This window comes from Pseudomonas thivervalensis, assembly GCF_001269655.1.
GTDB classification, from domain to species: Bacteria; Pseudomonadota; Gammaproteobacteria; order Pseudomonadales; family Pseudomonadaceae; genus Aquipseudomonas; species Aquipseudomonas thivervalensis.
Window position 1 is genome coordinate 578,641 of the sequence record NZ_LHVE01000009.1, and the last position, 21,172, is coordinate 599,812.

Annotated in this window: 19 protein-coding genes and 2 pseudogenes; 9 read left to right on the plus strand and 12 right to left on the minus strand. The window is 62.9% G+C overall.

Annotation, left to right across the window (positions count from 1 at the left end):
- Nucleotides 1-1,458, plus strand: coding sequence for an amidase (locus AD659_RS14690; RefSeq protein ID WP_053122409.1), 1,458 nt, complete (start codon nt 1-3; stop codon nt 1,456-1,458).
- 149 nt (nt 1,459-1,607) lie between these two features.
- Here the strand turns inward: AD659_RS14690 and AD659_RS14695 are convergent, their stop codons facing one another.
- Nucleotides 1,608-3,095, minus strand: a complete 1,488-nt coding sequence (locus tag AD659_RS14695) for an aldehyde dehydrogenase family protein (protein ID WP_053122411.1) — start codon at nt 3,093-3,095, stop codon at nt 1,608-1,610.
- 628 nt (nt 3,096-3,723) lie between these two features.
- On the opposite strand from AD659_RS14695, the pseudogene AD659_RS30510 reads away from it, so the two are divergent.
- Nucleotides 3,724-3,969: pseudogene (locus AD659_RS30510) on the plus strand (PAS domain-containing protein); the annotation flags it as partial.
- Nucleotides 3,970-4,095: 126 nt separating this feature from the next.
- Nucleotides 4,096-4,263: pseudogene (locus AD659_RS30515) on the plus strand (methyl-accepting chemotaxis protein); the annotation flags it as partial.
- A 125-nt stretch (nt 4,264-4,388) separates the two neighbouring features.
- Here AD659_RS30515 and AD659_RS14705 read toward each other — a convergent pair.
- Complete coding sequence (locus tag AD659_RS14705) at nt 4,389-5,717, minus strand: alginate export family protein (protein WP_053122529.1); 1,329 nt, start codon at nt 5,715-5,717, stop codon at nt 4,389-4,391.
- A gap of 292 nt (nt 5,718-6,009) precedes the next feature.
- On the opposite strand from AD659_RS14705, the gene AD659_RS14710 reads away from it, so the two are divergent.
- From AD659_RS14710 to feaR, 3 genes are all read left to right on the plus strand, one after another.
- On the plus strand, nt 6,010-7,509 hold the full coding sequence (locus tag AD659_RS14710; RefSeq protein WP_053122415.1) for an APC family permease: 1,500 nt from the start codon (nt 6,010-6,012) through the stop codon (nt 7,507-7,509).
- On the plus strand, nt 7,454-8,074 hold the full coding sequence (locus tag AD659_RS14715; protein ID WP_053122417.1) for a DUF3156 family protein: 621 nt from the start codon (nt 7,454-7,456) through the stop codon (nt 8,072-8,074). Before AD659_RS14710 ends, AD659_RS14715 begins: the two co-directional genes overlap by 56 nt.
- Before the next feature lie 123 nt (nt 8,075-8,197).
- Nucleotides 8,198-9,160, plus strand: a complete 963-nt coding sequence (feaR, locus tag AD659_RS14720; RefSeq protein ID WP_053122418.1) for a transcriptional regulator FeaR — start codon at nt 8,198-8,200, stop codon at nt 9,158-9,160.
- A gap of 173 nt (nt 9,161-9,333) precedes the next feature.
- Here the strand turns inward: feaR and AD659_RS14725 are convergent, their stop codons facing one another.
- The 6 genes from AD659_RS14725 to AD659_RS14750 all read right to left on the minus strand — a co-directional run bounded on the left by AD659_RS14725 (nt 9,334) and on the right by AD659_RS14750 (nt 14,378).
- The gene (locus AD659_RS14725; protein WP_053122420.1) at nt 9,334-10,101 is read right to left on the minus strand and encodes an SDR family oxidoreductase; all 768 of its coding nucleotides are present in this window, start codon (nt 10,099-10,101) and stop codon (nt 9,334-9,336) included.
- The gene (locus AD659_RS14730) at nt 10,094-10,894 is read right to left on the minus strand and encodes an SDR family NAD(P)-dependent oxidoreductase (protein ID WP_053122422.1); all 801 of its coding nucleotides are present in this window, start codon (nt 10,892-10,894) and stop codon (nt 10,094-10,096) included. The genes AD659_RS14725 and AD659_RS14730 overlap by 8 nt, the downstream gene beginning before the upstream one ends.
- Entirely contained in the window at nt 10,887-11,708 is an 822-nt protein-coding gene (locus AD659_RS14735) for a molybdenum cofactor biosynthesis F family protein (RefSeq protein WP_053122424.1), read from the minus strand. Before AD659_RS14735 ends, AD659_RS14730 begins: the two co-directional genes overlap by 8 nt.
- A gap of 78 nt (nt 11,709-11,786) precedes the next feature.
- The gene (locus AD659_RS14740) at nt 11,787-12,446 is read right to left on the minus strand and encodes a helix-turn-helix transcriptional regulator (protein ID WP_053122426.1); all 660 of its coding nucleotides are present in this window, start codon (nt 12,444-12,446) and stop codon (nt 11,787-11,789) included.
- Nucleotides 12,447-12,497: 51 nt separating this feature from the next.
- Nucleotides 12,498-12,863: a cupin domain-containing protein gene (locus tag AD659_RS14745; protein WP_053122428.1), complete on the minus strand. Its 366-nt coding sequence runs from the start codon at nt 12,861-12,863 to the stop codon at nt 12,498-12,500.
- Nucleotides 12,864-13,079: 216 nt separating this feature from the next.
- Nucleotides 13,080-14,378, minus strand: a complete 1,299-nt coding sequence (locus AD659_RS14750) for an NAD(P)/FAD-dependent oxidoreductase (RefSeq protein ID WP_053122430.1) — start codon at nt 14,376-14,378, stop codon at nt 13,080-13,082.
- Between the two features lie 311 nt (nt 14,379-14,689).
- Here AD659_RS14750 and AD659_RS14755 point away from each other — a divergent pair, with 311 nt between their 5' ends.
- From AD659_RS14755 to hpaR, 3 genes are all read left to right on the plus strand, one after another.
- A complete protein-coding gene (locus AD659_RS14755; RefSeq protein WP_053122432.1) occupies nt 14,690-15,859 on the plus strand; it encodes a p-hydroxyphenylacetate 3-hydroxylase oxygenase component in 1,170 nt (389 codons plus the stop codon).
- 58 nt (nt 15,860-15,917) lie between these two features.
- Nucleotides 15,918-16,859, plus strand: coding sequence for a p-hydroxyphenylacetate 3-hydroxylase reductase component (locus AD659_RS14760; RefSeq protein ID WP_053122433.1), 942 nt, complete (start codon nt 15,918-15,920; stop codon nt 16,857-16,859).
- A 328-nt stretch (nt 16,860-17,187) separates the two neighbouring features.
- Nucleotides 17,188-17,610: a homoprotocatechuate degradation operon regulator HpaR gene (gene hpaR / locus AD659_RS14765; protein ID WP_053122435.1), complete on the plus strand. Its 423-nt coding sequence runs from the start codon at nt 17,188-17,190 to the stop codon at nt 17,608-17,610.
- A 168-nt stretch (nt 17,611-17,778) separates the two neighbouring features.
- Here the strand turns inward: hpaR and hpaI are convergent, their stop codons facing one another.
- Genes hpaI through AD659_RS14785 form a run of 4 tightly spaced genes read right to left on the minus strand, consistent with a single transcriptional unit; the run spans nt 17,779 to nt 21,155 of the window.
- Nucleotides 17,779-18,576: a 4-hydroxy-2-oxoheptanedioate aldolase gene (gene hpaI, locus AD659_RS14770; RefSeq protein ID WP_053122438.1), complete on the minus strand. Its 798-nt coding sequence runs from the start codon at nt 18,574-18,576 to the stop codon at nt 17,779-17,781.
- 14 nt (nt 18,577-18,590) lie between these two features.
- The gene (gene hpaH, locus AD659_RS14775; protein WP_053122440.1) at nt 18,591-19,394 is read right to left on the minus strand and encodes a 2-oxo-hept-4-ene-1,7-dioate hydratase; all 804 of its coding nucleotides are present in this window, start codon (nt 19,392-19,394) and stop codon (nt 18,591-18,593) included.
- A gap of 12 nt (nt 19,395-19,406) precedes the next feature.
- Nucleotides 19,407-20,711: an MFS transporter gene (locus AD659_RS14780; protein WP_053122442.1), complete on the minus strand. Its 1,305-nt coding sequence runs from the start codon at nt 20,709-20,711 to the stop codon at nt 19,407-19,409.
- A 51-nt stretch (nt 20,712-20,762) separates the two neighbouring features.
- Nucleotides 20,763-21,155 (minus strand): tautomerase family protein, encoded by a 393-nt coding sequence (locus AD659_RS14785; protein WP_053122444.1) that lies wholly within the window; start codon nt 21,153-21,155, stop codon nt 20,763-20,765.
- Between the last annotated feature and the right edge of the window lie 17 nt (nt 21,156-21,172).

Sequence of the window (21,172 nt, forward strand, 5' to 3'; positions counted from 1 at the left end):
ATGGGTATGCAAGACATCCACCACTTGATGGACAATGAAGACGCCACGGCGTTGGCCGAATGGGTCAGGCGTGGCGAGGTCCTGCCCAGCGAACTGCTGGAAACCGCCATCGAGCGCCTGGAACAGGTCGAGCCACAGCTCAATGCAGTGGCCGAGCGTTTATACGATTCGGCCCGGCAGGCGGCGCGCACGCCGCAGGTTGGCCAAGGCCTGCTGGCCGGTGTGCCGACCTTGATCAAAGATTTGTTTTCACCGGTCCACGGCGCGGCGATGACCAACGGCTCTCGCGCATTGGGCGACTTCCGGGCGGATTTCGAATCGGAAGTCGTGACGCGTTTGCGTCGTGCCGGATGCCAGATGCTGGGTACCAGCACATCGCCGGAGTTTGGCACGTCGTACTCCACCGAGTCCGCGCGCTTCGGTGCCACCCGCAACCCTTGGAGTCTCGAGCACAGTGCCGGTGGCTCCAGCGGCGGCGCCGCCGCTTTGGTGGCGGCCCGCGTGGTGCCGTTCGCCCATGGCAACGACGGCGGCGGTTCATTGCGGGTGCCGGCGTCTTGCTGTGGTGTGTTCGGGTTCAAGCCCAGCCGTGGCCTGATGCCGTCGGGGCCGATTGTGGGCGAGGGCTGGGCGGGGATGGGCACGCCCCATGCGATTACCCTCTCGGTGCGCGACAGTGCGGCGCTGCTGGATGCCACCGCCGGGATGGACCTGGGCGCGCCCTATGCCGCGCCGGTCCAGGCGTTGCCGTATGTGATGGCGGTGCAGGCGGATCCCAAGCCGCTGCGCATTGCCCTGGTCGAGCAACTCGGCCCTTGGCCCACCGCGCCGCACAGCCTCCAGGCGGTGAGAGAGGCGGCCCGGTTGTGCGAGGCGTTGGGGCATCGTGTCGAACCGGTGAGCCTGCCGGTGGGGCTGCCGGAGTTTCTCGACCATGTGTTCACCATCATTGGCGCCAGCTCTCGGCATTATGTCGACCTGCTGGGCCAGATGCGTGGGTTCGCCGTGCAGGCGGAAGAGCTGGAAGTGCGCACCCGGATCATCTTGCGGGACAAGGGCAACGTCAGCGGCGCCCAATATGCTGCGGCGGTGGAATGGATTCATGCCCTCGGCCGGCAGTTGGCGGTGTTCATGCAGGACTACGACGTGATCCTGAGCCCGGTCCTGACCCGTGAGCCGGTGTTGATTGGCGAGCTGGACCTGCAGGATGTGTGCATGAGCCTGGATCAACTGATCGAGCGCTACCACAGCTATTCGCCGTTCACCGCGCTGTTCAATGCCAGCGGCCAGCCGGCGATGTCAGTGCCATTGTCCTGGAGCGCCAATGGCCTGCCGATGGGCGCACATTTTGCCGGGCGCTTTGGTGAAGAAAACACCTTGCTGGCCCTGGCCGCCCAACTGGAACGCGCCCAACCCTGGCGCGGCCGAGTGCCACCGGTCAACGCCTGCCGGCGTTAAAGCTGTGGGAGCGAGCCTGCTCGCGATGGCGGTGTCAGATTCAGCATCATGGTTGGCTGATAGTCCGCTTTCGCGAGCAGGCTCGCTCCCACAGGGGGGCTTTTTGTTTAACAGGGCTCTGGGGTGTCGCTCCAGTGCCCTTTTGTTGCTCAGTAGCGGATCATCACCGATTTCAACTCGGTGTAGTCATCGATGAAAGCACTGCCGAATTCACGGCCCATCCCGGAAGACTTGCTGCCGCCAAAAGGCACGGCCGGGTCGAGCAGGGTGTGCATGTTCACCCAGACCGTGCCGGCTTCGATGGCGGGGACCATGCGCAGGGCCTTGCCCAGGTCGTTGGTCCAGAGGCTGGCGCTGAGGCCGTAGGGTGTGTCGTTCATCAGTTCCAGCAATTCCTCCTCTGTGTCGTAAGGGAAGAACGTGGCGATCGGGCCGAAGGTTTCTTCGTTGAGCAGGCTGTCGTCGCGGCGATGGGCGAGGATGATGGTCGGCTCGACGTAGCAACCCGGCCCGTCGATCAGCTTGCCGCCGTGGACGATGGTGTTGTTCTGCGCACGGGCCTTGGCGAAGAACTCTGCAAGCTTACGTTGATGCTGGCGGTTGGTCACCGGGCCGAATTCGGTGCGCTCGTCCAGGGGCGAGCCAATGGTGAGTTTACTCAGGCGCTGGGCCAGTTTGTCCATGATCGACTCGATCTGCGAGCGATGGACGAAGAACCGTTCCGCCGCCGCGCAGATCTGTCCCGAATGCAGGAACCCTGCCTCGATGATGCCGTTGACCGCCACCTCGGGGTCGATATCACGCAGGAACCCCGCGGCATTTTTTCCTCCCAGCTCCAAAGTCGCGCGGGTCAACCCGGCGCCCATGGCCGCCTGACCCACCGCCAGGCCGGTGGGCACGGAACCGGTGAATGAGACTTTGTTGGTGCCCGGATGCTCGATCAGCCCTTTGCCCACCTGGCCACCGCCGGTCAACACATTCAGGGCACCGGCTGGCAGCCCGGCCTCCATGGCCAGTTCAGCGATGCGCAGAATGGTCAGGGGGGTGAATTCGCTGGGCTTGATGATGATGCTGCAGCCGGTCACCAGGGCTGAGGCCAGCTTCCAGATGGCGATCATGGTGGAGAAATTCCACGGCACGATACCGACCACCACCCCGACCGGTTCACGCAAGGTGAACGCGGTGTAGCGTTCGCCGGCGAAGGAGGGCAGCGAGGGGGTGATCGTCTCGCCGTTGATCTTGGTGGCCCAGCCGGCGTAGTAACGCAGGAAGTGCGCAGCCTGGTCGACTTCGAAGGCCCGGGAGATATGGATGATCTTCCCCGACTGGCAGGTTTCGATCTGCGCCAGTTCTTCGCGGTTGCGTTCCAACAGGTCCGCCAACTTGAGCAGCACATGGCCGCGCACCGCCGGCGCGGTTTGAGACCACTGCTGGAAGCCGCGACGGGACGACTCCACCGCCGCATCGATGTCGCCGGGGGCGGCGTCGCTGACCTGGGCGATGACTTGGCCGGTGGCGGGGTTGATGACGTCCAGCGTCTGGCGGCCCTGGCTTTCGACGTAGCCACCGTCGATGAACAGCGCGTGATGTCTAGCGAGGAAGGCTTCGACCTGAGGCAGCAGGGCAATATCGCTCATGAGGGTTTCCTGATCGCGAACAAGGGAAAGCCCGAGGGTAATCCCGACGCGACTGCCCGGCTTGACTGTGCCTGCCGCGCGGTATGTCTGTGGCTGCCAACCCGTGCGATTGGCAGCCAGGAGCAAGGCTCTGTGCAGCCAGGGACAAGCCAGCCTGGCCGGTTTGCGATCAGATTCGGTTTCGACTTGATGGGCAAAGGGGCGGGCGATGTTTCTTCAGACCAACAAACAGAAACGGGTGTTGATCGAACAGGTGCAGCGTGTGCTGGCCGGTGAAAGGGAGGACGCGCCGGTGCTCGACGCGTACCCGCCACTGCGGGCCGTCCTCGAACAGCACGCGCGGCAGATGGCAAACGCCACTTTGCAGTTACATCAGGCCGAGGCACACGTGGAGGCGCAAGCCCTGCGCTGGCAGCAAAACGAACATGAGTTGCACCAGGTTCGCCAGCAACTGGCGCAAGCCCACGAGCGCGAGCAGGTGCTTGAAGTGCAGCTGGACGAACACCGCCAGCAGTTGCAACAGCACCGGCAGGACACGCAGATCTGGGAGCTGCTGCAGTCGACCCTGACGGAAGGCTGCTGGGACATTACCGTGGTCGACGGCGATCTCCAGCACCCGGCCAGTGGCATGCGCTTTTCCAGTCAGTTCCGTGCGCTGCTGGGTTACGAGCCCGAAGACTTGCCTGATGGCTGGGATGCCCAGGTCGGCATCACCCACCCGGACGACCTGCCGAAGATCATGGCCATTTTCGACCGGGAGATCCTCGGCCCCCAGGGCAGCGGTGAATACGTCTTCGAATACCGCATGCGCCACAAGAGCCGGGATTACATCTGGTGCCGCGAACGCGGTCGGGCGGTACGCGACCCGCACGGGCTATTGGTCCGGGTCATCGGTGCGGTGCGGGATATCAGCGATGAGCGCTCGGCCCAGGCCACCCATCAGCGCATGCTGGAGCAGAACCAGATGACCTATGCCCAGATTGCCACGGTGGTGGGGGTGATCAAGGGCATCGCCGACCAGACCAATCTGCTCGCCTTGAACGCCGCGATTGAAGCGGCCCGGGCCGGTGAGGTCGGGCGCGGTTTCTCGGTGGTGGCCGATGAAGTGCGCAAGCTGGCGCAAAGCACCCGGCAGGCGACCCATCAGATCCAGACCATGTTGCATCAGCACAAGTAGGAGCTGACGAGTGCAACGAGGCTGCGATCTTTCCCCAGACACTTGAATCTCAAGCGAAAGATCAAAAGATCGTCCGAACGCGGCCCGAGCCTTCGGCAGCTCCTACGGTCAGTCGTCTAGAACGGAACCGCCACCACCAACTGGCTATAGACATTGGTCCCGTTGCCGCCGACCTGATTGCCACCGCTGTCCGCATCCTTCTCAGGCTTGTACAAACCCACCAGCGGCGTGACGATCAGGTGTTCATTCACCGCCCATTCCACGTACAGGTCCAGCTCCTGTGCGTCGAGGTTCAGCGCTTCACGGGTGTGCAGGGTCTGGTAATCGAAGAACAGCGCACCAATGGTCACGGTTTCCGCCGGCTTGAGCTTGAGGCCGACGTGCTGGATGGCGGTGTTGCTGTTGAATGGCCCGGCGTAGTTGCCCGCCACTTCACCCTGGAACCAAGTGCCGTAACCGCGGTTCTGGCCGTTGAACATCGAGTCCCAATCCTTGGAATAACGGCTGTAGCGATAGGTCAGGTCCGGCGTCCAGGGCAGGTCGGCGAAGGTGTAGCCGGCTTCGGCGTACCAGGCTTTCTCAGGGCCCGCGTCCTTGTCCTGCCAGGCGTACTCGAAGGAGAAATGCGCATTTTCGATGCCGGCATTGCCGGCGCCGCGCAGGCTGTAGATGTCCATGCCGTCGCGCTGCTTCTGGAAGTCGCTGGCGTAGCGGTCATCGACATCGATGCCATGGATATAGGTCAGCCCAAGGGTGCCTGGCGCGGCGGTGTATTCCAGGGTGCCGGCGGCCATTTCGGTGTTGGCCTGGGCGCGGTTGTCGGACTTGATCCACATCAGGCTGCCATGCACGCCGTCCTTGCCGCCCAGGCGCACGACAGCGGTTTCGTCGAAGGCATGCCGGGCCGCCAGGTAATAGGCACCGCCGCGGTTGAACTCGCCATCGGCGACGCCTTTGCCCAGGTTCAGGCCGTCGTCGTTAATGATGAAACCATCGCCGAGGGTGATCACTTGGCGGCCGTAGGACAGATCGACACCGTCCTTGCCCAGTGCCGGGAACAGGTCACCCGAGCGCCAGCCGGCAAAGGCCTCGTCGAACTTCGTGGTGCGTTCGGAACCGTCGCTCAGGCCGGCCGCGTCGCCATCGCCCCAAGTGCCGGAGCTGACCAGGTTGGCCGTCCCGTAGACACTGCCCAGGCCCCCGAGTGTCTGGTCGATACTCAGGCCATACTTGATGAAACCTTCGCGCCAGCTCGAACCCCCGGCGGTGCCGTCGTAGTTCTTGCGGCTGTTGAACAGCCCGTAGACTGCCAGGAAGTTACCGGTGACGGTGGTGTCTTCGTCGGCGTAAAGCTCATAGGCCTGGGCCGATGAGTCGGCGACCAGCAGGGCGATGCCCAGGCCGACGGCGTTGCGCAGCAAAGGTGTACGGCGTGTGTGCTCCATGGTGGTTTCCCCGGTGTGATAGGACAGCAGAGCGCGCATTAAAGGGAGCGACACCCGGGGAAGTCTTTCACCTGCCTGCCAAGGAGTTGACCCAGGCCGCCAGCGTGGCGGTGTTGGCAGGCAGCAACAAAAGCGGCGGCAGACATGGGCAAGACGCCCGGGACGAGGGCGGCGCAGAGTAAGGCTGCACGCAACGCCGTTTCGATCAGGGACCGGTTGGGGAAGGCATGATCGCCGGCTCCTGGACGGCTGTGGCATCCATACTAAAAATCCGCTTTCGAGGATCCGCACGATGTCGATCAATGACAGGCTCACCGAGCACTTGAACCGGGGTTCGGTGGGTTTTCCCACTGCGTTGGCCAGCACCATTGGCCTGATCATGGCAAGCCCCGTGATTCTCACCGCGACCATGGGCTTTGGCATCGGCGGCAGCGCCTTTGCCGTGGCGATGCTGATCGCCGTGGTGATGATGCTGGCCCAGGCGACGACGTTCGCCGAGGCCGCGTCGATTCTTCCAACCACCGGCTCGGTCTATGACTACATCAACTGTGGCATGGGCCGTTTCTTCGCGATTACCGGCACTTTGTCGGCCTACCTGATTGTCCATGTGTTCGCCGGCACCGCCGAGACCATCCTGGCTGGGGTCATGGCCCTGGTGAACTTCGAACATCTCAATACCCTGGCCGAATCGGCGGGCGGTTCCTGGTTGCTGGGCGTGGGCTTCGTGGTGGTATTTGGCGTGCTCAATGCGTTCGGTGTCAGCGCCTTTGGCCGGGCTGAGATCATCCTGACGTTCGGCATGTGGACGACCCTGATGGTGTTCGGCGTGTTGGGCCTGGTCGCCGCGCCGGCAGTGGAGCTGGAGGGGTGGTTTGGTGCCTCCGTGGTGGGCACGGATTTGGTCACGGTGTTGTCGTTGGTGGGCATGGCCATGTTCATGTTTGTCGGCTGTGAATTCGTCACGCCGCTGGCGCCGGATCTGCGCCACTCCGCCCGGACTATGCCTCGGGCGATGATGCTGGGCTTGTTCAGCGTCGCCACCTGCATGTTCATCTACGGGGCGGCGATGAAGCGGCAGGTGGAAAACGTGCTGCTCGATGCCACCAGCGGCGTGCATCTGCTGGACACACCCATGGCGATTCCACGCTTCGCCGAACAGGTCATGGGTGATATCGGTCCGATGTGGCTGGGCATTGGCTTCCTGTTTGCCGGCGCGGCGACCATCAATACCCTGATGGCCGGTGTGCCGCGGATTCTCTACGGCATGGCCGTGGACGGCGCGTTGCCGAAGGTGTTCACGTATCTGCACCCACGCTTCAAGACGCCGTTGCTGTGCATCCTGGTGGCGATGCTGATTCCTTGCCTGCATGCGTGGTGGTTGGGTGGCAATCCCGACAACATCATGCATTTGGTGTTGGCGGCGGTGTGCGCCTGGAGTTTTGCCTACCTGCTGGTGACCGTGTCGGTGGTCAGTCTGCGGATTCGTCGCCCTGATCTGCCGCGGGCCTATCGCTCGCCGTGGTTCCCGTTGCCACAGATCCTGTCCAGTGTCGGCATTCTGCTGGGCATGTGGTTCATCACCCCGCCCGGCATGAATCCGGCGGACATCTACGTGCCCTTCGCGGTGATGCTCGGTGGCACCGCGGCGTACGCCTTGTTCTGGACCCTGGTGGTACAGAAGGTCAATCCATTCAAGCCGGCGTCGGTGGAAGACGTGCTGGCCAAGGAGTTTTCCCATGAGCCAGGGCAACCTGCGGGCGAGTTTGTCGACCCTGCTGCAAAAACTGTCTGAGGTGTTCAGCACCCGGCGCGCCCCGGCCGGTTATCGGCCCGGGGTGACCCTGGAACACCTGCGGCGCAACCTCGCATTGGCGAATTTCGAGGTAGAGGGCCCGGCGATGGCCACGGCTGCCACCGACGACGGCAGCTTGCAGTTGGAGATTGTCGAGCGCACCGAGTCGCAGCTGCTGATGCACTTGGTGATGACTGAGTTCGTGCTGCGCGTGCCTGCTTCCCGAGAGGGCACGGCAAGCCTGGAATTGCACCACGGCGGGGCTGTCCGGCGCAGTGGCATTCGTTGCCGGCAGCGGGACGGGCACAGTGACCTGGCAGCCAGGGTGCAGGCGGCTGTGGAGAGGGATCCTGAGTTGTATCAGGCCCTCATGCCGCTGGATTTCAAACGGCTGCGCATCGATCTGCAGGGGCGCCAGTGGTGCGTGCGCCTGGAACACATGGGCGGTAGCGAGGTGGTCAATCGCATGCCCGCCTTTCGTCGCTATATTCCGTTGAGCCGCGAGCAACGCGGCGTCCTGCTGGCAACCTTGAGCGGCCTGCAGCGGGTGTTGGCAATGCTCTGATTCTGTTGTGCTGCCCTGGCATCATTCCTGCTACTGCTCTGGCGATCAGGTACTTGTTGCGTGCATATAGATAACATGTTAACTATTGCCGCACAAAAACAAAAAGCCACTGCGGAGAATGCCATGAGCATGCAACAGGTTGGGCACGACGGTCTGGATATCTGGAACCGGGAACTGCGGGCGACTTGCGGCCACTTCGATACCGAGCTGGCCTTCAATCGCGCGCTGTTCATTGGTGAAGTGTCGAATGTCCATCGAGGCGGCCTTGCCGTCGCGAACCTGCGCACCAACGCCGGTAACATCAAGCGCCATTCCCCCAACGCCGATCACGATGATGACCAGGATTGTCTCCTGGTCAGCCAGCGCAGCGGCTACTGCCGCATTACCCAGAACGGCCAGAGCGTCCAATTGGCGCCCGGCGAACTGTTATTGATGGATTCCATAGGCGCGCTCGAGATCACCCCGTTTGGCCTGATCGAGCACGCGGTGCTGTCTTTGTCTCGCCAGGACGTGTCGAGGCAGCTGGGCGGGGACACCAGGACCTTCGGCAAGGTGTCGTCCCGCAAGGCGTGTGGGCGGATGCTGCATGTGTTGATGGACCAGTTGTGCAAGGATACGCCGGACGGAGAGGGCGCGGCGGGCGAGGGTGAAGCCTTGCAGAGTGCCTTCGTTTCGCTGTTGGGCTCGGCCCTGGAGCAGGATGCCGATGGCCGGGACGAAGGGGTAGCCTTGCAGGGCAGCCACTTGCGTAGCTATGTGCAGAAGGTCATCGACGAATCGCTGACCCAGCCCGGTCTCAGCCCTGTGGGCCTGGCCAACCGGTTGAATATTTCAGTGCGGCATCTGTACCGCTTGTTCGAAGAGCAGGATGACAGCGTGTGCCGCTACATCCAGCGAGCCCGGCTCAAGCGCAGCGCCGATGACCTGACCAACCCGTTCCTGCGGGACGAGTCCATTACCTCGATCGCCTACAAATGGGGCTTCACCGATTCGGCGCATTTCAGCCGTTCGTTCAAGAAGCAGTTCGAGTTGTCGCCCAAGGCGTTTCGTTCCAGCCGTTTGCAGGTGGGGCAGGGGGTGGCTTGAACAAGGTCGTCGCTGGCTGGACGACCGTCATCGCGAGCAAGCTCGCTCCCACAGGGGGGCTGTGGTGGTCGCGGATGGCGTGAGCGACTCGGAAAAAACTGTGGGAGCGAGCTTGCTCGCGATGACGGTGGTACATCCACCCTCACCGCAAGCTGACTCACCCCCACACAGGTTCAAACCTCCGGCAAGGTCGAACCTCCATCGACCACCAAGGTCTGCCCGGTCACATAACTGGCCAGGCTCGACGCCAGGAACAGCATGGCGCCGGCGATGTCATTCGGTTGGCCCAATCGACCCAGCGGCACCCGGCGGGCGATGTCCTGGTTGACCTCATCGTCCCCCAGGTTGGCCATGGCCGGTGTGGCGATCATGCCCGGCTCGACCCCGTTGACGCGGACATTCTCGGGCGCCAGTTCCAGCGCGGCGTTGCGAATGAAACCATTGACCCCGGCCTTTGACGCCGCGTAGTGGCTGAGCCCCGGATACGCCACCCGCGGGCCGGTGACCGAGGAAGTCACCAGCACGCAGCCTCGGCCCTGGCGCCGGAACATCGGCAGCGCCGCCTGGGTCAGCCAGAACAGTGCCGACAAGTTCACCGCCAGCGTCCGTTCAAGTATCGCCGGGGTGATCTCGGCGAACGGCGTCAACGGAAAATACCCGGCGTTGTGCACCAGGGTATCCAGCCTTCCCAAGCGTTGCTCCAACTCCGTCATCATGTCGAAGATCGCCGTCGCGTCGGCCAGGTCGACGCCTACCGCTTGCACCTGACAGCCCGCGGCCGTCAATTCACCGGCCACTGCCTCGGCCCGGGCCAGGCCCAGGTCGGCAATGACCACGCGGGCCCCGCGCAGGGCAAACGCTTCGACGATGGCCCGGCCAATACCTTGTGCACCGCCCGTGACCAGTACGGTCTGGCCGCTGAAATCCAGATCGTCAGGCATCACTGGCCTCCATCCGGCTGAAGGCCAGGGTCGGCACGTCGACAATGCTGGAGCCGCCATCGGCCACCAGCGTCGCCCCGGTGATGATCGACGCCTCAGGCGAGGCCAGGAAACGGCAGACGCTGGCGATTTCCTCGGCGCTGGCTGGCCTGCGCAACGGCACGTCGGCGCAGACTCGGTCATAGGCTTGCTGCAACGTTTCGCCATGGAACTGCATCAATACCTGCATTTCTTCATCGGCCATGGGCGTACGGACCCAACCTGGACAGACCGCATTGACCCGTACGCCGTGAGGCCCGTAGTCCCTGGCCAGGGAGCGGTTGAGGCCCAGCAGCGCATGCTTGGCCGTGGTGTAGCCGCACACCTGCGGGCCTGCCGCCAATGACGCGATGGAGGCGATCAGCACAATGTTGCCGGCGCTTTCCCGCAGCAGTGGCAGGCACGCCCGGGCGCTGTAGAAGGCGCTGTCGAGGTTGCTGCGCAGGGCGGCTTCCCAGGCCGATGGCTGAGTCTCGGTGGCGCTGCCCATGCCCAAGCCGCCGGCACAGGCCAGCAGCACATCGATTCGGCCATTACGCGCGTGAATCTGCTCGATGAAGCCGTCCCAGGTGCTCGGGCAGGCCGCATCGCCCACCAGCACCAGTCCGCCGATGTCCTCGGCGAGTGCTTCCAGGGGCTCGCGACGGCGGCCGATCAACACCAGGTTGGCGCCTTCGGCGGCATACAGGCGGGCGCAGGCGGCACCGATGCCGGTGCCGGCGCCGGTGATCACCACGGTGCGTGAGTCAGGCATCGGGATACTCCGTCTGGTTGAGCACCTGGCAGTAGGAACTGACCGGGAAATTGGAAAACTCATCGAACGATTCACCGGCGTAGCCGAAGATCTTACCGTCGCTGCGATGCTGTTGCAGGTCGATCAGCACCAGCCCCAAAGTCGGGATGATTTTTTCCCGCCACACGAACAGGTACAACTGATCGGCGATCTTGTAGGTGTCGCAGCGATCGGTGTCGCACAGGCCTTGTTCGACGCCCTTCAGGCATTGCCAGGAATAGAACTGGTCGTTGAGGTAAATGTGTTCGTAGACTTCGCGTGGGCTGTAGCGATACAGGTTGCGCAGCCCCACCAGCTCGGTGGTCGGTGCGTGCGGGCACAGGCCAGGCTGCCAGGGACGATCGAGGCTGCCGTGGAGGAACTGTGCTTGAACCGAGGTCAGGGGCTTGCCGGTCAATGCGCGGCTATAGAGGCCTTCGCCAGTCTGTTCCTGGCTGGGCATGCGGCCGATCACGGCGGTGAACGAGGCGCTGGCGGTATCGAGGACCAGGCTGATCGACGAGGTCAGCTCGCCTTCACGCTTGATGAAGTCCACCAGGTACAGGCCCGGGCGTACCGAAGTGGCCCGGTAGGGCGCGGTACCGCTGGAGTGCCCATCGGCGGCGTTCCAGCTCAGGGTGTCCTGCTCGAAGCGATGCTCGATCTGCCAGCCATTGGCGAAATGCAAAGTGAAGGTCTTGCCGTCCAGGTCGGCCAGGTTTGGCAGGATGAAGGCTTCGGGGGCAAAGCCATCGGCCAGGGCGCCGACGGTGATCCAGTCTGAAGATGTGCTCATTGCAAGGCTCCGGTGGTTGAAGTAGCCACTCGGATCATGGGGCGCCGGGCAATGCTGGCCTATCAACCGAATGGTTGATCAGAGGAACAGTGCGCTGACCAACTCGGTGCGACTGCTCACCCCCACCTTGCGGAACAGGTGGATCAGGTGCGTCTTGATGGTCGGCAAACCCACCTCCAGTTCCCGGGCCAATTGTTTGTTGCTGACGCCTTGGCGCAGCAGCCAGGCGATCTGGCGTTCCTTGGGCGTCAGGTCGGCCAGTGCGTCCTCATGGGCCGGCAGATGGGCCACGGCCAGTTGCAACAGGGCCTGCAACGCGCTGAGTTGGCTCAACTGCTGAGGGGTGAATGCGCCTTGCTCGGCGGTGCGCAGCAGCGAAATCGCGGCTTGGGGCTGACCGTCGCGATGGGCGAAGACTTCCACCACGTCGACCACGCCATAGCGTTGCAGGAAGTCGCGATAACGATGGTTGTCACGCAGCGGTTGGCTGGCCATCGCCAGGCCCAACGGCACCACGGCCAGCTCGCTGGACGCACAGCGGCGCGGATGCAGCGGGTCGAACTGACGGTAATTGTCCAGGTAGTCGCGGTGCATCTCGCCGCTCATCCCATGGAGGCTGAAGTCGTGGACTTGCAGGTGCCGATCGACGCAGTAGAACGCCGCCCGGCTGACCGGAACCAGTTGGGTGAAGGCGTGCAGGCACTGGCCGGCGATGTCCTGGGTCGGGATGACATTCATGGTCATAACCTTTGCAAGCGGGCCGCCGGTTGGGCCGGCAGCCCTGTCCGGTCAGACTACCGCGAAGTAGTGCTTGACGAAACTTTCGCTGACCACTTCCCACAGCACCGGTGTGCCCTTGGTCACGAACCAGCTGTCACCGGCCTTGTAGCGGGTGCTCTGGCCGGTGGCCTCGTCGGTAAGGACCACTTCACCGGTGACCACGGTGGCTTGTTCGGCGAACGGGTAGACCATCCGGAACTTGCCTTGGGTGGTGCCGAAGTAGGCGCTGCTGACCGGGTCGGTGGGGGCGCCGAAGGTCATCTTGCCGAAGGCCTTGACCTCGCCTTCGAGAATCTGCGAACCGAGATCGGCAACGGTGCCCCAGGCGTCCAGGTCGGACAACTGGATATCTTTTTCGAGGGTGATAAGGGGCATGGCAGTGACTCCTGATGATTGAAAAAAAGGAAGTTAGGTGGGCTTTTGTGGCGGACACTGTAGGAGCTGGCGAAGCCTGCGATCTTTTGATCTTTCACTTTCGACTCAATTGTCAGTGGCAAGATCGCAGCCTCGTTTCACTCGTCAGCTCCTACGGTCCGGTTCGGCGGCGCAGGGGCGTTCCCTCGCCACAGGGCTTGTGTTCAGTCGTTCCTATCAGCGACGGCCGTTCCAGTAGCCAGACAGCTGGTGCCAGGACTTGCCGGCAGTCAGCAGCAACGGACGAATGGCGTCCTTGCCGAGGATGGTCGGGCGGTGGATCGAACTGACCAGGTCGTAGCGCGCCGAGCCTTCGCTCATGCCTTCGGCCAGCACCTTGCAGATGATGTGGCTCGGCGTGACACCAAAGCCTGAGTAACCCTGGACGAAAAACGCGTTGCTGCGGCCGGGCAGGGTGCCGATCTGCGGGAACAGGTTCGGGCTGCACGCCATCGGGCCACCCCAGGCCAGGTCGATCTTCACGTCCTTTAGGTAGGGGAAGATCTTCAGCATCAGGCGCCGGTTCCAGGCCTTGAGGTCCTGGGGGATGTGCTCCACCAGCGGCGTCGCGGCACCGAACAGCAGGCGATTTTCGTTGGTGACACGGTAGTAGTCGATCACCGGGCGAATGTCGCTGTAGGCACCGCGAATCGGGCTGATACGCTGGATCAGTTCGTCCGACAACGGCTCGGTCATCATCTGGAAGGCGTAGGTGTTGATGGTCGAGCGGTGCAGTTCCGGTTCCAGCTTGTTGAGAAAACTGTCGCAGGCCCAGAGCAGCTTGCTGGCCCTGACCGAACCGCGTCCGGTGCGCACGGTGATGCGCTCGCCATAGCTGACTTCCAGGGCCGGGCTGTTCTCGAAAATCCGCACGCCGTGGCTGACCAGGGCCTTGGCTTCACCCAGCAACAGGTTCAGCGAGTGCACGTGCCCGCCGCCCATGTGCAGCAAGGCGCTGCTGTAGGCGTTGGAGCCGATGATCTGCTGCACGTCGGAGCCGCCGAGGAAGCGGATCTCATGCTTGCTGTTGATCGACTTGAAGTCTTTTTCCCAGGCCCGCAGGGTTTTTTCCTGGCGCGCGTTGAAACCCATGTAGCCGTAGCCGTGGCAGAAGTCGGCGTCGATGCCGTACTTGGCGATACGGTCCTTGATGATGTCGGCGCCCAGGTCGCTGATCTCGAAAACCTGGCGCAGGCCGTCTTCACCCACGTCCTTCTTGATCTTTTCCAGGTCATGACCGATGCCGGCCATGATCTGCCCGCCATTGCGCCCGGTGCCGCCGAACCCAAGGTAACGTGCCTCCAGCACCACGATGTTGGTGATGCCTTTTTCGGCGAGCTCAAGGGCGGTATTGATGCCGGAGAAACCGCCGCCAATGACCACGACGTCGGCGTCCACGTCCTGTTCCAGCGTGGGGAAGCTGAGGTTGTATTTCTTGGTGGCCGTGTAATAGGTGGGCGTTTCGATATTGATCATGACGCAACCTGACAAAGTGAAAGGAAACTCCGGTGCCACGCCTACGCAAGGCACGGCAGGGGATGGCCCTATTAAGAGCCCTGGCGGGTCGCTTGTCTTGATCATCCGTGCCGGGGTTTTTGACCGAGCGCGCCAGGGCGTCGGAACCTGCGCCATGAAAAGTACAATCTTGGATCTGGAAGGTGCATTTTTCACCTGCCCGCGATTGCCCATACTGGACCGGCCTTAATCACTGATCCCGCCGTTTGTGCAACCTCAGGTTGCCGGGCAAAGGCGGGATCGGCAGATGCCAATAATAAAAGAGCCCGTCCATGAAAAAGCCAAACCCGCTGCTCGAAGACCTCAAGCCCCTCCTGCCGGCCATTGCCGCGAACGCCTTCCAGGCGGAAAAAGACCGTAGCGTGCCTGCCGAGAATATCGCCTTGCTCAAGAGCATCGGCATGCACCGGGCCTTCCAGCCCAAACCCTACGGTGGCATGGAGATTTCCCTGCCGCAGTTCGCCGATTGCATTGCGTCGCTGGCTGGCGCCTGTGCCAGCACGGCCTGGGCCATGAGCCTGTTGTGCACCCACAGCCATCAGTTGGCAATGTTCCCGGCCAAGACCCAGCAGGAAGTCTGGGGTGATGACCCGGATGCCACCGCCAGCAGCAGCATCGCACCGTTTGGTCGCACCGAGGAAGTCGACGGCGGTGTGATGTTCAGCGGTGAAATGGGCTGGAGCAGCGGCTGCGATCATGCCGAATGGGCGATCGTGGGGTTTCGCCGGAAAAACGCCGAAGGCACCCAGGACTATTGCTTCGCGGTGCTGCCGCGCAGCGACTATGAAATTCGCGATGACTGGTTCGCGGTGGGCATGCGCGGCAGTGGCAGCAAGACCTTGATCATCGACAACGCTTTCGTGCCGGAACACCGGATCCAGAAAGCCAAGGACATGATGGAAGGCAAGTCCGGCGGCTTCGGCTTGTACCCCGACAGCAAGATTTTCTACTCGCCGTACCGGCCGTACTTCGCCAGTGGTTTCTCCACGGTCAGCCTGGGCGTGGCCGAACGCATGCTGGAAGTCTTTCGCGAGAAAACCCGCAACCGCGTGCGGGCCTACACCGGCGCGGCCGTCGGTGCCGCCACCCCGGCGTTGATGCGCTTGGCCGAGTCTACCCATCAGGTGGCGGCGGCCCGTGCTTTCCTGGAGAAAACCTGGCAGGAGCACGCCGAACACGGCGAGCGTCACGAGTACCCCAGCCGGGAAACCCTGGCGTTCTGGCGGACCAACCAGGGCTACGCCACCAAGATGTGCATCCAGGCCGTCGACCGCTTGATGGAAGCTGCTGGCGGCGGCGCCTGGTTCGAGACCAACGAGTTGCAACGGCTGTTCCGCGATGCCCACCTGACCGGCGCCCATGCCTACACCGACTACGACGTCTGTGCGCAGATCCTCGGCCGTGAGCTGATGGGGCTTGAGCCTGATCCGTCCATGGTTTGATCGCTTGTCCCCTAGAACAATAATCGAGGCCGCCCCTTGAAGCGGCCGGGAGTCTTGCATGTCCAGTCTTTGTGATACCGCTTTCGACACCCGCGCGTTCCGCCGGGCCCTGGGTAACTTCGCCACCGGCGTGACCGTGGTCACCGCCGCCACTGAAGATGGCCGCAAGGTCGGTGTGACGGCCAACAGTTTCAACTCGGTGTCCCTGGACCCGCCGCTGATTTTGTGGAGCATCGACAAGCGTTCCAGCAGCCACGAGGTGTTCGAAGCCGCCAGTCATTTTGCGGTGAACGTGCTGGCCGCCGACCAGATCGACCTGTCGAACAATTTCGCCCGACCCAAGGAGGACCGCTTCGCTGAAATAGAATTCGAGGCCGGCGAAGGCGGCGCTCCGGTATTTGTCGATTGCTCGGCGCGTTTTCACTGCGAAAAATTCCAGCAGGTCGACGGTGGCGATCACTGGATCATGATCGGCAAGGTCGTGGCCTTTGACGATTTCGGGCGCTCGCCCTTGCTCTATCACCAGGGTGCCTACTCGATGGTGCTGCCCCACACCCGCATGACCAAGCGGGAAGAGGGCCAGTCCCCCAGCAGTCACTTCCAGGGCCGTTTGAGCCACAACCTGTATTACCTGATGACCCAGGCGCTGCGGGCCTACCAGGCCAGCTACCAGCCGCGTCAGTTGTCCACGGGGTTGCGCACCAGCGAAGCGCGGATGTTGATGGTGCTGGAGAACGACGCCGGGCTGAACCTGTGCGACCTGCAGCGGGAAGTGGCGATGCCGGTGCGCGAGATCGAAGAAGCCGTGGCCAACCTCAAGCGCAAGGGCCTGGTGAGCGATGAAGGCGAGCGGGTACGCCTGACCGTCAAGGGCATCGATGAGACCGAAGGGCTCTGGGCGATTGCCAAGGAGCAGCAAGACAAGGTGTTCGGCCAGTTCAGCGAGGAACAGGTCGAACATTTCAAACAAGTGCTCAAAGGGGTGATCAAGGGCGCTTGAGCTCGCATCGATACCTTCCCTTGCCCCCCGCTGGGCTCTGTAGGAGCTGGCGAAGCCTGCGATCTTTTGATCTTGATCTTGATCTTGATCATCTTGATCTTGATCTTTTCGCTCTCGACTCAATTGTCTGGGACAAGATCGCAGCCTCGTTGCACTCGACAGCTCCTACACAGCGCTCGCTTTTACACCGCGTCCACACCGCTCATACAAGCTTCCTTGTCACAGGGCCATCGCTTGATCCAGATTCTGTGAACGGATGGTCCGGCATGGGTGGGAGGTGCTAAGATTTAGTTAACTCATTAACTAAATCCCTCTCGCGAACATACTCATGCCCAAGCCGCGCCAATCCTTGACCCTGACCCTGCTCCAGGCCCGCGAAGCGGCCATGGGTTTTTTCCGGCCTTCCCTCAATCAACACGGCTTGACCGAGCAGCAATGGCGGGTCATCCGTATCCTTAGCCAGCATGATGAACTGGAGATCAATCGCCTGGCCGAACTGGCCTGCATCCTCAAGCCCAGCATGACCGGCGTGTTGGTGCGCATGGAGGCGGCGGGCATGGTGGTGCGGCGCAAGGCCGAACAGGATCAGCGGCGGGTACTGGTGCGCCTGGCGCCGCAAGGGCAGGCGAGCTTCGACTCGATGAGCCAGAGCATGGAAGCGAACTACCAGCGCTTGCAGGAAAAATTAGGGGAAGAAAAATTGCAGACGTTGCTGGGGTTGCTCAATGAGCTGAAAGCGATCAGGCGCTGAAGCAGGTATAGGGCTTTTGTGGCGAGGGAGCTTGCTCCCGCTGGGCCGCGAAGCGGCCCCAACAACACTCCAATCTCTTATTGCCTGACCCTGCGCAGCGACTGATCCAGGGCCTGCTGCGCAGTCCAGCGGGAGCAAGCTCCCTCGCCACAGAGATTTGTGTTGCTATCAGTACACACCACCTGTCGCTGGCTTCGGTGTGCCCTTGAACGTCGCCGCCAGCGTCTGCAAGCCCCGCATCAACACCGTCGTATCCACGCCCACGGCGACAAACGCCGCGCCGAGTTCGATGTAACGCCGGGCCAGTTTTTCATCGGCGCTGAGAATCCCGGCGGCCTTGCCGGCCTGGCGGATACGGGCGATGGCGTCTTCGATGGCCGCTTGCACCTGCGGATGACCGGGGTTGCCGCGAAACCCCATCGATGCGCTCAGGTCCGCCGGGCCGATAAAGACCCCATCCACGCCTTCCACCGCCGCAATGGCATCCAGGTTGGCCAGGCCCTCGCGGCTCTCGATCTGGACCAACAGGCACATCTGTTCATCGGCCTTGTCGAGGTAGCCGGGGATGCTGTTCCAACGTGACGCCCGGGCCAGCGCACTGCCGACACCGCGGACACCGTGGGGCGGGTAGTGGATGGCGCGGACCAGTTCGTGCGCCTGGTCGGCGCTTTCCACCATTGGCACCAGCAAGGTTTGCACGCCGATATCCAGCACTTGCTTGATCAGAGCCGTGTCGCCGATCACCGGGCGGATCACCGGTTGGCTGGGGTAGGGCGCCATGGCCTGGAGCTGGCCGAGCAAGGTGCGCAAGTCGTTCGGTGCGTGCTCACCGTCGATCAGCAGCCAATCGAAGCCGGCATTGGCCGCCAGTTCCGCACAGTAGGCATCGGCCAACCCCAGCCACAGGCCGATCTGCGCTTCGCCGCTGCGCAGGCGTTGCTTGAAGGTATTGATGGGCATGTCCATGAGGCAGTCTCCGATCAGACGAAACGGCAGGCGATGGAACCGAGCATGTCGTAGTCGACATGGAAGGTATCGCCGGGGTTGGCAGCCACGGGGCGGGTGAAGGAACCGCCGAGGATGATCTGCCCTGGTTGCAGGGTGACGTCATAGGCCGCCAGTTTGTTCGCCAGCCAGGCCACGCCTTTGGCCGGGTGATTGAGCACGGCCGCCGAGACGCCGGACTCTTCGATCACACCGTTGCGGTAGAGCACCGCCGGGACCTTGCGCAGGTCGATCTCGGTCGGGCGTACGGCGCGACCGCCCATGACCACGCCGGCATTGGCGGCGTTGTCGGAAATGGTGTCGAACACCTTGCGGGTCGCCTTGGTCTGCGGGTCGACCTGCTGGATGCGCGCATCGATGATTTCCAGCGCCGGGATCACCCATTCGGTGGCGTCGAGTACGTCGAACACCGTCACGTTCGGGCCTTTCAAGGGTTTGCCGAGGATGAACGCCAGCTCCACTTCCACCCGTGGCACGATGAAACGCTCGAACGGGATGTCGGTGCCTTCATCGAAAAACATGTCGTCGAGCAGCGCGCCGTAGTCTGGCTCGGTGATGTTCGACGAGACTTGCATGGCCCGGGAGGTCAGGCCGATCTTGTGGCCGACCAGCTTGCGGCCGTCCTTGATCTTTTGTGCGACCCAGGCGCGCTGGATGGCGTAGGCGTCCTCAATGGTGATGCCCGGGTGGTCGAGGGAAAACTGCCGCACCTGCTCGCGGGAGCGTTCGGCTTGGTCGAGGCGGGCGGCGGCTTGCTGGATGAAGGTCTGGTCAAGCATGGCAAGGGTCTCTTATTGAGGATTGACGATGGCAGCCCGGGTGCGCAGCACCAGCAAGCCGCCAAGGGCGATGAGCAGGGCCAGCACGTACAGGGCGAGGCTGGCGCTCTGGGTGGTGTCGCGCATCCAGCCGATCAGGTAGGGCGCGAAGAATGAGGCGATGCTGCCGAAGGAGCTGATCAGGGCGATGCCGGCGGCCTGGGTGCCGTTGGACAGGAAGGCCGGTGGCAATTGCCAGAACATCGGCAGCGCCGCACTGGCGCCCATGCCGGCGACGATCAGGCCGCTGAGCACCAGGGTCGGGTTGCCGGGGGAAAGCCCGGCGACCGCGATGCCCAGCGCCGCCATCAACAGCGGCACGCACAGGTGCCAGCGGCGTTCGCGCTGGCGGTCGGACGAGCGTCCGCAGCCGATCATGAAAAAGCAGCCGGCCAGGTAGGGCACCGCACTGAGCAGCCCGACCTTGCCGTCACTGCCGATGCCGGCACCGTGGATCAGGGTCGGCATCCAGAAGGCCAGGGTGTTCACCGCCAGCATCACGGCGAAGTACACCGCCACCAACAACCAGACTTGTGGGTTGTTGAGGATCGCCGAGAACGAGGTGATGGATTTGCGCTGCTCTTCAAGGCTCAGTTGTTCGCGCAGTTGTTGCTTGGCGTGGGGTGTGAGCCAGTTGACCGTCTCGAAACTGTCCGGCAGGCACTTGAGCACCACGAGGCCGAGCAGGATCACTGGCAGCCCTTCGATGACGAACATCCACTGCCAGCCGCGCAGGCCGCCAAGGTCATGGAAATGCTCGAGAATGCCACCGGACAAGGGCCCGCCAATCACCCCGGCCATCGGCACCGCGATGGCAAACAACGCGGTCACCTGGGCCCGGCGCCGGGCCGGGTACCAGCGGTTGAGAAACACCAGGATACCGGGAAAGAAACCGGCCTCGGCGACGCCAAGCAGAAAGCGCAGCACGTAGAAACCGGTGGCGCTTTCGATGAGGAACATGCCGGTGGACAAGGCGCCCCAGACCACCATCAGCGTGGCGATCCAGCGCCGTGGGCCGACCCGGTCCAGGGCCATGTTGCTGGGCACGCCAAACAGTGCGTAGGCGATGAAGAACAGACCGGCGCCGAAGCCGTAGACCGTGTCGCTGAACTGCAGGTCGGTGCTCATCTGCATCTTGGCGAAGCCGATGTTGATGCGGTCCAGGTGGGCAAAGAGGTAACAGACCAGCAGCAGCGGCATCAGCCGCCAGGTGATGGTGGCGTGGGTGCGGTCGTGGGCGACCGTGCCGGCAGTGTCGGCGGTATTGGCTGTGCTCATGATCTTGTACTTTTTGTCAGAGAGGCCGATGGGGAGTGCGGACAGACGGATTCAGCTGGCCTGGCCCTTGAGGAAGGCGTGGACGTTGTTGGCCTTGAAGTTGAGTTGCTCGTGCAGCTCGATCATCTCGAACGAGAGGGCCAGCAGGCGTTGGGCCTGGAGTTCGGCGAAGTGCGCAGTGATGACCTCGAAGAGTTTTTCCGCGACTTTCTGGCGGGTGGCCAGGTCGCGACCGTGGCCGACTTTCAAGGTCATGTGCACGAAGGCGTAGTCATGCTTGCCGTCGGCCATGCGCCAGGTACCCAGGCGCACGCCCCGGCTGCGGATGCCGCCCAGGGGGAACACGCCGCTATCGCCCAGCACGGCGTGGACCTTTTCAAACAGGCCGGGCAGGTCGGCTTGTCGTTCGATGTTATCGGTGTATTCAGCGATGAAATGCGGCATGAACGGCTCCTTCAGGC